Below are 13,305 nucleotides of genomic sequence, written 5' to 3' on the forward strand. Positions count from 1 at the left end.
TGATCCGTTGATGCGCGCGCTTCGTGGCGCGCCGTTTTTCCGGGACCTGACCGTGGATGTATCGACACTCGATCCGGCGGCTGACGCGCGCGGCACGCGCATGACGTTCTGCGCGTCCCCGCTGTGGCCGCAGCGTCTCGACACAGGCTGGCAATGTCTGAGCACCTTGGCCGGCGCCTATACGTCGCCGGCCGAGCTGCCCGCGCAAGGCTGGCTCGTCGCGCCCGTGCCTGGCACCGTCGCGAGCGCGCGGCGTGCCGCGGGTCTGCTCGATGTCGCTCACCCCGCGCCGCTCGCGTTCGACGATCACTGGTATCGCCTCACGCTGATCGGGACGGGCCTGCGTCGTTTGCGTTTTCATGGGCTCGCGACGCTCGCCGAAGTCTGGCTCGACGAGGTGAAGCAGCTCGAATCCGAATCGATGTTCATCGCACATGATCTGGACATCGAACTGAATGGCGCCGCGACGCTCGTGCTGTGCTTTCGCTCGTTGACGCCGGCGTTGGCGGCCAAACGCTCGCGTGCGCGCTGGCGGCCGCGGCTCGCCTCACCGCCGACACTTCGCAATGTGCGCACCACGCTGCTCGGCCACATGCCCGGGTGGTGCCCCGCGATTCAGGCGGTCGGTCCGTGGCGTCCCATCGAGTTGCTCGGCGACGCGCCGCACGCGTTCGACACGATTGATCTGACTAGTCGGCTCGAGCGCGACGATGGGATTGTTTCGTTGACGTTACGTTTCCTGCACCCCCACGACACCGACACCTGTCGCGCGACACTTTCTTGCGGGGGCCATGTTTCGAGTTTGCAATGGCACGATGCATATACACTCACCGGCAACGTACGCGTGCCCGATGCAAAACGCTGGTGGCCGCATACGCACGGGGTGCCCACTTTATATCCTCTGACGTTGCAGCTCGACGACGGCACCGCGATATCCGAGTCTTTGGGTTCGATCGGCTTTCGTCGTATCGAAGTGAACCGTGGCGCCAACGGTAGCGACTTCACGTTACGCGTGAATGACGTGCCCGTGTTTTGCCGCGGCGCGTGCTGGACCAGCGCCGATCTCGTCACGCTCGCGGGCACCGAAGCGCAATTGCGCGAGACGTTCGAGCTCGCACGCGCGGCGGGCATGAACATGCTGCGCGTCGGCGGCACGATGCTCTACGAGTCCGATCTGTTTTATGCACTCGCCGACGAGTACGGACTGCTGATCTGGCAAGACTTCGCGTTGGCGAATTTCGATTACCCCAGCGATGCCGCGTTCAGCGCACTGATCGAACGCGAAGCGAGCCAGTTTCTGATCCGCACGCGTCGCTTCGCCTCGCTCGCGGTGCTGTGCGGCGGCAGCGAGGTCGACCAGCAGGCGGCCATGCTCGGACTGCCGGCGGCGCGGCGCGAGCAAGCGTTGTTTACCGAGCTATTGCCCGCGCTCGTCGCGCGCGAACGCGCCGACGTGCCCTATGTGAGTAACTCGCCCTCGGGTGGCCCCTGGCCTTTTTCGACTAACGAAGGCATCACGCACTACTACGGCGTCGGCGCCTATCAGCGCCCGCTCGCCGACGCGCGTCGCGCGCAGGTGCGCTTCGCCGCCGAATGCCTGGCGTTCGCCAACGTTCCCGACGATGCAACGCTGCGCGACGCGCTCGGCACGATCCAGCCGCACGATCCGCGCTGGAAAGCCGCCGTGCCGCGCGATCCCGGCGCAGGCTGGGACTTCGACGACGTGCGCGACTACTACCTGCAAACGCTCTACGGCGTCGAGCCGGCGCGCATACGCTATGAAGACCCCGCGCGTTATCTGGATCTGTCGCGCGCGGTGGTGGCCGAACTGATCAGCGATGTGTTCGCCGAATGGCGGCGAGCGGGCTCATCGTGCAGCGGCGCGCTCGTGTGGCAGTTGCAGGATCTGCGCGCGGGCGCGGGCTGGGGCATGATCGATGCAACAGGACGGCCCAAAAGCGCACTGCACGGTTTCGCGCACACGCTGCAGCCGTTGCAGGTCACGCTCACCGACGAAGGCCTGAACGGCCTCGATATTCATCTGATCAACGAGCGCGCGCAAACGTTTAGCGGCGAGCTCGAACTGGCCTGCCTGCGCGACGGCGGCGTCAAGGTCATGTCAGCGCGCCGCGCGCTGACGCTCGCTCCGCGCAGCCTGCAACGCTTGAGCGCGGCCGCGCACCTCGGCCAGTTCTTCGATTTCACGCATGCGTACCGCTTCGGCCCGCGCGCGCACGATGTCACGATTGCAACGCTATATGACGCCGTGAGCGGCGAGATCGTCTCCGAAGCCTTCCATCTGCCCGAGCGTAGCGTGCATGCCCGTGATGACCTCGGTATGACGGTCGACGTCGAACGCAGTAGCGACGACGACGGCTGGCAGCTCGCGATCGAAACGAAGCGCTTTGCGCGCTTCGTTCATATCATTGATTCGCACTACCGCGCGACGCGCGACTGGTTCCATCTGGCGCCGAACCGGCGTTGTATCGTGCCGCTGGTTGCGCTCGAGCCGCTGCTGCCGGACGCGTGCGCGACCGCACCACAAGACGTCGTTGCACCTGCAGCAAATGCAGCGTTTAAAGCGGGTGAAACAAGTGCGGCACCCACCGGTGAAGTCCGCGCGATCAATGCGCTATCCGCCATCTTCTACGGCTAGTGGTCATTCTGAACTGGTCGCATGCCCGCGAAACGCGCCAAAACCCGCTTCGCACGTCTCGAACTGTCTGCCCGGCTCATTCACTGTTGGCCTGAACGCGACTGTTGCCCCGTCTGAAAGGCCTTGCGTGCGACAACGCACGGATCGCACTTAACACTTCTGAATCATTTCCGGCACTTCGCGTAGAGCGCCTCAAAACGTGCATGCGGCGCCAGGTTCAAATTTGAGACAGGTTCGACAGCCCCCTTGTATCAGGCCGCGAGGCCCGTGATATCAAGGGATTGGCCGAAACCCGAAGCTTTCATACGATGCATTCCCCGCGGGGCGGGGGTGTGCAGAATTGAAACAAAAAGCCGCTTTTCGCCTCTCGACGCGCTGAGGCTTCCTTCGCTGCGCCGCATCAGCACGTGTTTTCCCTAACGTTGGCACGGTCCTCGCTAATACCCTTGCGCAACAGAGTGCTACCGCACACGAGCGCTACAACAGAAGCGGCGGCACACAGGCCTAAAACGGGGCCGAGGCTTTTCATCCAGGCTGCTCGCCAGGCAGCCCAGTCCAGGATGTGGGCATCGGATCAAAGAAACGAAGAGAGTCACGCGACGCGCGACTTTCATGCGAGGACCGATCATGTTGACACTTCAATCCGATCTGCACGGTAACCATCTGCTTGGCGCATTGCCGTCGCACGAATGGCAAGCGCTAGCTCCCCACCTCGAACTGGTTCATCTGCGCACCGAGCAACTGCTGTGCGACTCGGGTCAACGGATCCACCACGTGTACTTCCCCACTACCGCGATCATCTCGATGCTCTCGACGATGGAGGACGGCAGCTCCGTCGAGATCGCCGCGGTCGGCCGCGAAGGCATGACCGGCGTGCCGGTCCTCACTGGCGGCGAAACCATGCCGAACCGCGTGCAGGTGCAATGCGCGGGCTTCGCCTACCGGATGAGCGCACAGGCGCTCAAGCAGCAGTTCGCGCGTTCCGACTTTCTGCGCCGTCTGATGCTGCTGTACATGCACGCGCTTCTGACCCAGGTCGCGCAGACCGCCGCGTGCAATCGCCATCACGCGTTGAACAAGCAGCTGTGCCGCTGGTTGCTGATCGAAGTGGATCGTGTCGCGTCGAACGATCTGACGGTCACGCAGCAGCTGATCGCCGACATGCTCGGCGTGCGCCGCGAAGGCATCACCGAAGCGGCCGGCAAGCTGCACGACGAGGGTCTCATTCATCATAGCCGCGGCCATATCAAGGTACTCGACCGCAAGGGTCTCGAAGACCGCGCGTGCGAATGCTATGGCCTCGTGAAGCGCGAGTTCGATCGTCTTCTGCCGCGTCTGCGCCAGGCCGAGACTGTTGAATAAGCGGCACGCCGCTCGATGACCGGGATCGATTCGGCCATGTTCAGGACAACTGCGCGATGTCTCGACGCGCTCTTCGTGATTGCAGGTGGTCTGCTCGCGCATTGGATGCGCTTCTCCACGCCAATCGCGTTAGCCGATACCGAGCGCCTCCTGATCGCGTTCAACTGTGTGCTGGTGCTATTGCTGTTTCCCGGCTTTGGAGTCTATGAGACGTGGCGCGGCAAGGCGCTCGCGCCGGTGCTCGCGAGACTCGCGCTCGCGTGGCTCGTGGTGGTCGCGACCGCGCTGGTGCTCGCGTTCACGCTGCATCGGATGGATGCGGTCTCGCGCCTGTGGTTCGGTTATTCGACGCTGATCTCCGGCGCGCTGATCATCGCGACCCGCTGCGTCATGCACGTGGTGCTGCGTTTCGTGCGACGCCGCGGCCTGAACGCGCGCACCGTCGCGATCGTCGGCGCACCGGGTTTTGCGCGCACGCTGCTCGCGCATCTCGAGCGTGCGCCGCAAGCGGGCTTCAGACCCGTATGCGTGTTCGACACCAGCGTGGAAGGCCACGACGCGTACGGCGCGCGTCTGACCCGCCTGCCGGTGCTGACCGATCTGGACGCGTTCGCGGCCAAGGTGCGCGACGAACACGTAAGCGAAGTGTGGCTCGCGTTGCCGCTATGCGAAGAGCACACGATCTACCGCTTCACGCGCACCTTCAGACACGACTTCGTCAATCTGCGTTTCATTCCCGATGTGCGCAGCTTGTCGCTGTTCAACCAGACGATCGTCGATGTCGTCGGTTTGCCGACGCTGAATCTGAGCGCGACGCCGCTCTCGCCGCCGCAGATGTGGCCGAAGCTGATGTTCGACCGACTGTTCGCCGCGCTCGCGCTGTTCGCGCTCGCGCCGGTGTTCGTCGTGCTCGCGATCGGCATCAAGCTCAGCTCGCCCGGGCCGGTGTTTTTCCGGCAGACCCGCAAGGGCGTCGACGGTCAACCGTTCGGCATCTACAAGTTCCGCTCGATGACCGTGCACCACGAAGCGCACGGCCAGGTCACGCAGGCGAGCCGCAACGACTCGCGCGTGACGAAGCTCGGCGGCTTCATGCGCCGCACGAGTCTCGACGAGTTGCCGCAGTTTCTGAACGTGCTGCTCGGTCAGATGTCGGTGGTGGGGCCGCGTCCGCACGCGGTCGAACACGACGATCTGTACAAGGACCAGGTGTATGGCTACATGCACCGCTACCGCATCAAGCCCGGCATCACCGGCTGGGCCCAGGTCAACGGCTATCGCGGCGCGACCACCAAGGTCGAAAAGATGGAAGCGCGCGTGAAGTTCGATCTGTTCTATATCCAGAACTGGTCGTTCTGGTTCGACATGAAAATCGTCTTCATCACGGTCTTCAAGGGCTTTGTCGGCCGCAACGCGTTCTGACCAGACCATCACCGTCACCGCCGCCGCATCCGCGCGTGCCGGTGATCGCGTGAGGCTTACCGAAAACACGCGAAACCGAAACGACACCCGCGCTCACCTCACCGCAAATACAAACGCCAACGACAAACGCCAACGCCGGCGGCCCGATCGACAGCCACCTGCGTTGGCGCCCCCGCAAAGCAGCCGCGCCGGACCACGTCGTGGACGGGTCCGCGCGACACCGCCTCTACAGGAACGCGCTGACGTCGGTCTGAAATCGCACCGCGAGCGCCTTGGCGACCTTCTTGCTGATGGCGCGGCGGCCCGCGAGAATATCGCTGACCACGGTCGGCGATGCGATGCCGGCCAGATCCTTCTGCTTGAGCCCATGCGTGGTCAGCAGATGACGCAGCACTTCGCGCGGCTCCGCTTTTGGAATCGTCAGGTTGCGTGCTTGCCAGTGCCCGACCAGTTCCTTCACGATCGCGTGCAGATCGGCGAGCGGATCGTTGGCGTTGCCGCTCAAATGATCGGATAGCGAGTTGGCGACGCGCACCATCTGCTGATAATCCTCGTCGGTGCGAATCGGCGTGATTGGCAACTGGCTTTGCAACGTAGCCCAGGTTGCGGAGATGTCGGGAAAGGGTCCCGGAAGGCGATCGGCATTCATGAGATTAAATTCGTCCTCGTCCAAAAGTCGCCTGCGCGTTAATGGATGACGCGCTAACGACGACTACCCGTTGTAGTGAATCGCCACGGCACGCTGCGCTGCCGCCACGGCGAACTTCGCAGTGAGGCAGTCAAGCGGACACGCTAGCGAACGTCTGCTTCAGGTCGTTATGGCCACGCGAGGCATGCCGCGCCAGCGAATATCTCGCCCTAGCGCGTGGCGCGCACCCCGATGTCGTTTTTGAAGTAAAACCCTGCCTGCCTGACAAGGGCCCGCCGCGGCTGGCCTTGCACGCGCGGCACGTTTCGCGCGATACGCGAAACGCGCTGCCGATACAAAGCGCAAAGCGCACGCGCCCACACCGATAGCCGCCCGGACACGCAGGTCAGAACGGCTCGTTACTGCCTATTGCGAACTCACTGCATGACGACGAAAACCTCTTGCTCTCCTATCGAACCCTCCACGAGGCGAGAACAGCGCAAGACCCTCACCTCAGTTCCCCCACCTGTTTTTTGACGCTGCGTCGGCGGCGAGGCCCAGTTCCCGGCTTGCCGGATCGGGCTGGGCCCACTCCACCCGCTCCCTCAGCGCCCCCAATTCCGCCGGCGACAGACGGTGACCGGCCGCCACGATCGTGCGCGTGACCTCGGCCATGAACGCGCGCCGGAACACCAGCACCGAAAACCGCTCGGCATTCGCGCGACAGGCCGCAGGCGTGATGTACGCGCTCAGCCGCTCGAAGCGGTCGATCGCATCGAGCATCGACGCCACCGTCTGGCGCGCGAAAAAAACGCCGGTCGGATGCGGGTCGCCGACTGGCACCACGGTTTCGAGCGCACCGCCCTTGCCGAACGCTATGACCGGCGTGCCGCAGGCCTGTGCTTCGAGCGGCACGATGCCGAAATCTTCGTCGGCGGCTAACACGAAGGCGCGCGCGCGTGCCAGATAGTCCTTCAACACGCCGAACGGCTGATAGCCGAGGATCGTCACGTTCGGTCCGGCTTTCGCGCGAACCGACGCCATCTGAGGCCCATCGCCGATCACGATCAGCTTGCGCTGCGGCGTCGCGTTGAACGTCTCGACGATCAGATCGATGCGTTTGTGCGGCACCATCCGCGACACGGTCAGATAGAAATCGTCTTTCTCGGCGCGCAGTTCGAATTCGTTCACATCGACGGGCGGCGGAATCACCACGGCATCGCGTCGATAGGCTTTCAGCATGCGCCGCGCGACGGCTTGCGAATTCGCGATCAGACGGTCGACGCCATTCGCGGATTGCGCATCCCAGCCGCGCAGATAATGCAGCATCACGCGCGCGGCCCACGACTTCGGCCCCTTGAGCAGATTCGCTTCGCGCAGATACTGATGCTGCAGATCCCACGCATATCGCATCAGCGAATGCACGTAGCTGATGTGGGTCTGCTCGGGACCGACCGGCACGCCCTTCGCGACCGCGCAAGAACTGCTGATGATCAGGTCGTAGCTCGACAGATCGAAACGTTCGATGGCGAGCGGCATCAAGGGCAAATAGGAGCGATAGCGAGTGCGCGCAAACGGCAGACGTTGAATGAACGACGTGGTAACGGGCTTACCGGCGAGCGCCTTGCGATCTTCGAGAAAATCGACGATGCTGAAAAGATCGGCGTCGGGAAAGCACTCGATGATCTGCGCGAGCACTCTCTCTGCGCCGCCGCGAGCGACCAGCCAATCGTGCACGATCGCCACTTTCATATTCCGTCCTGTCTGTCACACAACGCCACCTGGCCTCAGAGAAGAGTGTATGTGCCCCTTTCCTGGCTGTGCGTGCGGGTGACCACATTCGACGCGCGACAGTGCTCGAGTCATTCGGAAGGTCTTTTCCTCCTGCGAATTCAGCGCTTCACTCGTTCGCTTTCCTCTGCGCTATGCGCGTAATGCCGCGCCCCACGTCTCCGCGCTGGTTGAAATGCGCCGGGTCGCGATGCTGTAATGAGCAAGCTCAATAAAAAACGCGTGTGAACCGTTGGCACGGCTCACACGCGTCGGTGCGAACAGAAACGCGATCCGCTTACTTCTGATCGTACGTGATCGTTTGCACGCCAGAGTCCGTGCCGAGCAGGCACAGATTCGCGCCGCGGCCCGCGAACAGGCCGACCGTGACGACGCCGGGCCAGGCGTTGATATGCGCCTCGAGCGTGCGAGGGTCGCTGATGCTCAAGCCCTTGACGTCGATGATCTCGTTGCCGTTGTCGGTGATGAACGGCGCGCCCTCTTTCGTCACACGGACGACGGGCACGCCGCCGAGCGCGGTCACCCGACGGCCGATCGCGGTGCGCGCCATCGGCACGACTTCGATCGGTAGCGGAAAGTTGCCGAGCGTCGCGACGACCTTGCTCGCATCCGCGATGCAGACGAATACGTCCGACACCGACGCGACGATCTTCTCGCGCGTGAGCGCGCCGCCACCGCCCTTGATCATCGCGCCGCTGTGATCGATTTCGTCGGCGCCGTCGACGTACACCGGCAGCGAGTCGATCTCGTTCAGGTCGAGCACCTTGAAGCCGTGCGATTGCAGACGCGCGGTGGTAGCGAGCGAACTCGATACCGCGCCGCGATAGCGGGATTTGCTGGCGGCCAGCGCGTCGATGAAACAGTTCGCGGTGGAGCCGGTGCCGACGCCGATCACCGAGCCTTGCGGCACGTTGGCGTTCACGTAATCGGCGGCGGCCTGGCCGACCAGTTGCTTCAGTTCGTCTTGAGTCATGGGAGAGGCGGGAGAGGCGTGAAAAATCGATAGTTTACCGGAGTGGCGCGCACCGAGCGGGGTTTGGATGGATCGAACCGAATCAGCTGCAGAATCCTGCTGCTCTATGAGCCGCATGGCCCGCGCTCAAAGCAAAGCGCCCGGAACCACCACCGCGTTCCGGGCGCCAACAATCGACCATTGACCGTCGACCAAAGCGACGATAAAAACTACTTCTTCACCGCCCTTTGCCGCACCGCCTCGAACAGACACACGCCGCTCGCCACCGACACGTTCAAGCTCTCCACCGTGCCCGCCATCGGAATGTGCATGACGACATCGCAGGTGTCGCGTGTGAGGCGTCGCATGCCCTCGCCTTCGGCGCCCAGCACCAGCGCCACCGGTCCGTCGAGCTCCGTGTCGTAGACGCTCTTTTCCGCGTCGCCGGCCGTGCCGACCACCCACACGCCCGCGTCTTTCAGCTCCCGCAGCGCGCGCGCCAGATTCGTGACCGTGATGTACGGCACGGTGTCGGCCGCGCCGCTCGCGACCTTCGCGGCGGTCGCGTTCAGTCCCACCGCGCGATCGCGCGGCGCGATCACCGCGTGCGCGCCTGCCGCGTCGGCCACGCGCAGACAGGCGCCGAGATTGTGCGGATCGGTCACGCCGTCGAGGACGAGGATCAGCGGCGAGCCGCTGATGCCGTCGAGCAGCTCGGCCAGGTTCTGCGCGAGCGGCATATCGCCCGCGCGCGCGACCACGCCCTGGTGACGCTCGGTGCGCGCGAGGCCCCACAGACGCGTTTCGTCGGCGGCGATCAGACGCACGCCCGCGTCCTTCGCGGCCTGCAGGAATTCGGTCATACGACGGTCCTTGCGCGTCGCGTCGTAATAGACATCCTCGACCGTCGACGCATCGTGCCGGATACGCGCGGTCACTGCGTGGAAACCGTATAAAACCTTATGACGTGCCATGACTGAACAACCTTTGATTGGGCGCGCGTGCAACGCGCGCCACGATGATGAAGATGAAACCGGATACCTGTGCGTCGATTCGCGTCACCGAAACAGCCCACACTACCCTCGATAAAACGCGAGACCGCGCGCAACCGACACGTATCGACGTGCCCGCCGCGCGCGGTCCCGGCGCTGCAACAGTCTCAGCGCTTCCTGCGTGCCTGCTTCGACGTCGCCTTGGTCGCGACGCCATGCTTCTTCGCCGCGCCGCGCGCCGCGCGCGCCTCCTTGACCGCCGCGCTCTGCGCGGGCGCGGCCTTCCTGCGCCGCGGCCCCGGCATCGACCCAGCGCCGTCCTCCGACGGCAACGCGCGCACGCGCGGGCCGGCGCCTTCGCCCTTGTCGGCCGCGATGCCGCGTGCCACCGGCGGCTTGATCGGCGTGTCGCGCACGAGGCGGAAGTCGATCTTGCGCGCGTCGAGGTCGACGCGGCTCACCTGCACGCGCACGCGATCCGACAGCCGGTAGCGAATCCCGGTGCGCTCGCCGCGCAGCTCGTTCTTGATCTCGTCGTACTGGAAGTAGTCGGAGCCGAGTTCGGTCACATGCACGAGACCTTCGATGAACAGCGAATCGAGCTGCACGAAAATGCCGAACGACGTGACCCCGTTGATCATGCCGCCATACTCTTCACCGAGCTTGTCGCGCATGAAGTAGCACTTGAGCCACGCTTCGACGTCGCGCGACGCTTCGTCCGCGCGGCGCTCGTTCGCCGAGCAATGCAGCCCGAGCTCTTCCCAGATCGCCACGTTGTTCGCGCGCGCGCGCGGGCCGCGCTTTTCCTCGTCGGCCTGCTGCATCGCACGGGCACGCGGCGACAGCGCGGTATTGAGCTCGACGCCGTGCGGCGGCTGCGGCTGATACTTGCGGCCCTGCAGGATCGCGTAGATCGCGCGATGCGTGAGCAGATCGGGATAGCGGCGAATCGGGCTCGTGAAGTGCGCGTACGCCTCGTAGGCGAGACCGAAGTGGCCGATGTTGTCGGGGCTATAGACCGCCTGCTGCATCGAGCGCAGCAGCATCGTCTGCAGCATCGAGGCGTCGGGCCGGTCGCGGATCTGTGCCATCAATGCGGCGTAGTCGCTCGCGTGGGGCGAGTCGCCGCCGCCGAGCGTCAAGCCCATGCCGCGCAGGAAGGTGCGCAGGTTCTCGAGCTTTTCCGCGCTCGGACCCGCATGCACGCGGAACAGACCGGGATGCTTGTTGCGTTTGAGGAAATCGGCTGCGCACACGTTCGCGGCCAGCATGCATTCCTCGATCAGCTTGTGCGCGTCGTTGCGCGTGCGCGGCACGATCTGCTCGATCTTGCCTTGCGCGTTGCAGACGATGTACGTCTCCGTCGTATCGAAGTCGATCGCGCCGCGCTTCTGGCGCGCGGCGAAGAGCGCCTTGTAGACGCCATACAGATTCTGCAGCTGCGGCAGCAACGCGGCGCGGCGGATCGCTTCCGGACCCTTGGTGTTTTTCAGCACCGCGGCGACTTCGGTGTAGGTCAGCCGCGCGGCCGAATGCATGACGCCCGGGTAGAACTGATACGCCTTCACGTCGCCACGCGCGGTGACGATCATGTCGCACACGAGCACGCAGCGGTCGACATGCGGATTGAGCGAGCACAGTCCGTTCGACAGCTTCTCCGGCAGCATCGGGATCACGCGGCGCGGGAAATACACCGACGTGCTGCGCTCGATCGCATCGGTATCGAGCCCGCTTTGCGGAAGCACGTAATGCGACACGTCCGCGATCGCGACGATCAGCCGGAAGCCGTCGCCGCGGCCGACCTTGACCGGCTCGCAATAGACGGCGTCGTCGAAGTCGCGCGCGTCCTCGCCGTCGATCGTGACGAGCGGCACGTCGCGCAGATCGATGCGATGGCGGGTGTCGGCCGGGCGCACTTCGTCGGGAAGTTTCGCCGCTTCGCCGAGCGCGGCCTCGCTGAACTCGTGCGGCACGCCGTACTTGCGCACGGCGATTTCGATTTCCATGCCGGGGTCGTCGATATCGCCGAGCACCTCGACCACGCGGCCGAGCGGCTGCGAATGACGGCTCGGGAAATCGGTCAGCTCGACCACCACCACCTGACCAACCTTCGCCTTGCGGGTGTTCTGCGTGATCAGAATGTCGTGGCCGATGCGCTTGTCTTCGGGCGCGACGATCAGCGCGCCGTTCTCGTTGAGCAGACGCCCGATCACACGCTTGTTCGCGCGGTCCGTGACCTCGACGATGTGCCCTTCCGGCCGCCCGCGCCGGTCATAACCGACGATGCGCGCGAGCACGCGGTCGTTGTGCATGACCTTCTGCATCTCGCCGTTGGGCAGGAACAGATCGTCCTGGCCGTCGTCGCGAATCAGGAAGCCGTAGCCGTCCCGATGACCTTGCACGCGGCCCGCGACGAAATTCGACGGATGGGTCAATTGATAGAGATTGCGCTGATCGAGCCGGATCTGGCCGTCGCGCTCCATCGCGCCGAGACGCTTGAAAAATCCTTCGCGCTCCTGGCGCTTGATCGACAGGGCTTCGGCGATGTCGTTCGCGGCAAGCGGCGTTTCACTCGTGCGCAGCACGCCGAGGATTTCTTCGCGGCTTGGAATCGGATACGGAAATTTGCTCAAGGGCTTGTCGATGATTTTTTCTCGTTGCATGGACGGCGGTCGGCGATGGGGTCCGGCCTGGAAGGCGTTTGCGTAATGCGCGCAGTCTCGCTCGGCTGCTTCTGCAGGGCGGCTGCGCTGCCTCGGTCATTGCACCTGCTGCTCTCTGCTCTACTGCAACTACTGCGATTTGCACCGGACACTGCCGGGGTCCCGCTCGTTCAACGCCAGCTCGACGCGCGTATCGGTGACCCGCATCTGGACACTCGCGTCGGGACACCGGATGCGCACCGTGCCAACGAACTACTGCGAGGCATTCTAACACCCGTGTCGGGCGCCAGGCGGGCCTGCGGCGGTCGTTCGAAGCCGTCGTGCGCCAGCTTGCCGCGAGGTTCGCTCGGCTTGGGCAAATCGCTTGACAGGCCGGAATCGGTCGCTATAATGGCGGTCTTTGCTGTTCATCACCTGCCCAGGTGGCGAAATTGGTAGACGCACTAGGTTCAGGTCCTAGCGGTGGCAACACTGTGGAGGTTCGAGTCCTCTCTTGGGCACCATATTCAAAAGTAGAGCCGCCTTCTGGCGGCTCTCTTTTTTGTGTAAGACCCGGTCGTTGAAATCGCTGTTTGTGTTTCGATTTCCGGATGAGCAGGACGGTGGTTCGGTAGCGATTGCATCACTTCGCTGCGCGTTCAACCGGGCAGATGAGAAAAGCAAGTTTGTTTGAAGCAGAGATTGACAAACTTAATCATCTTGCTAAAATAGCGGTCTAGTTTGAAGACGTGCCCAGGTGGCGGAATTGGTAGACGCACTAGGTTCAGGTCCTAGCGGTGGCAACACCGTGGAGGTTCGAGTCCTCTCCTGGGCACCACAAGTTGTTCCGGCGTAAGCCG

The 13,305-nt window shown here is 63.9% G+C and carries 8 protein-coding genes and 2 tRNA genes; 5 read left to right on the forward strand and 5 right to left on the reverse strand.

Annotated features, from left to right (window positions below):
• The first annotated feature begins 10 nt into the window (after positions 1-10).
• From CI15_RS00525 to CI15_RS00535, 3 genes are all read left to right on the forward strand, one after another.
• Complete coding sequence (locus tag CI15_RS00525; protein ID WP_062123127.1) at positions 11-2,656, forward strand: glycosyl hydrolase 2 galactose-binding domain-containing protein; 2,646 nt, start codon at positions 11-13, stop codon at positions 2,654-2,656.
• A gap of 627 nt (positions 2,657-3,283) precedes the next feature.
• Positions 3,284-4,018: a Crp/Fnr family transcriptional regulator gene (locus CI15_RS00530; protein ID WP_062123840.1), complete on the forward strand. Its 735-nt coding sequence runs from the start codon at positions 3,284-3,286 to the stop codon at positions 4,016-4,018.
• Between the two features lie 36 nt (positions 4,019-4,054).
• Positions 4,055-5,440, forward strand: a complete 1,386-nt coding sequence (locus CI15_RS00535) for an undecaprenyl-phosphate glucose phosphotransferase (protein ID WP_062123842.1) — start codon at positions 4,055-4,057, stop codon at positions 5,438-5,440.
• 226 nt (positions 5,441-5,666) lie between these two features.
• On the opposite strand, the gene CI15_RS00540 is transcribed toward CI15_RS00535, so the two are convergent.
• The 5 genes from CI15_RS00540 to rnr all read right to left on the reverse strand — a co-directional run bounded on the left by CI15_RS00540 (position 5,667) and on the right by rnr (position 12,466).
• Positions 5,667-6,089, reverse strand: coding sequence for a helix-turn-helix domain-containing protein (locus tag CI15_RS00540; protein ID WP_062123849.1), 423 nt, complete (start codon positions 6,087-6,089; stop codon positions 5,667-5,669).
• Positions 6,090-6,581: 492 nt separating this feature from the next.
• Positions 6,582-7,820, reverse strand: a complete 1,239-nt coding sequence (locus tag CI15_RS00545; RefSeq protein ID WP_062123130.1) for a glycosyltransferase family 4 protein — start codon at positions 7,818-7,820, stop codon at positions 6,582-6,584.
• Between the two features lie 316 nt (positions 7,821-8,136).
• On the reverse strand, positions 8,137-8,832 hold the full coding sequence (gene rpiA, locus CI15_RS00550) for a ribose-5-phosphate isomerase RpiA (protein ID WP_062123133.1): 696 nt from the start codon (positions 8,830-8,832) through the stop codon (positions 8,137-8,139).
• A gap of 209 nt (positions 8,833-9,041) precedes the next feature.
• The gene (gene rlmB / locus CI15_RS00555) at positions 9,042-9,785 is read right to left on the reverse strand and encodes a 23S rRNA (guanosine(2251)-2'-O)-methyltransferase RlmB (RefSeq protein ID WP_062123135.1); all 744 of its coding nucleotides are present in this window, start codon (positions 9,783-9,785) and stop codon (positions 9,042-9,044) included.
• Positions 9,786-9,970: 185 nt separating this feature from the next.
• The gene (gene rnr, locus CI15_RS00560) at positions 9,971-12,466 is read right to left on the reverse strand and encodes a ribonuclease R (protein ID WP_062123137.1); all 2,496 of its coding nucleotides are present in this window, start codon (positions 12,464-12,466) and stop codon (positions 9,971-9,973) included.
• A 416-nt stretch (positions 12,467-12,882) separates the two neighbouring features.
• Between rnr and CI15_RS00565 the strand changes: the two genes are divergently transcribed.
• Both CI15_RS00565 and CI15_RS00570 read left to right on the forward strand, forming a co-directional pair.
• Positions 12,883-12,969, forward strand: a tRNA-Leu gene (locus CI15_RS00565).
• Between the two features lie 227 nt (positions 12,970-13,196).
• Positions 13,197-13,283 (forward strand) — tRNA-Leu (locus CI15_RS00570).
• Positions 13,284-13,305: the final 22 nt, after the last annotated feature.

Origin of the sequence: Paraburkholderia monticola (genome assembly GCF_001580545.1) — a bacterium.
Classification (GTDB): Bacteria; Pseudomonadota; Gammaproteobacteria; order Burkholderiales; family Burkholderiaceae; genus Paraburkholderia; species Paraburkholderia monticola.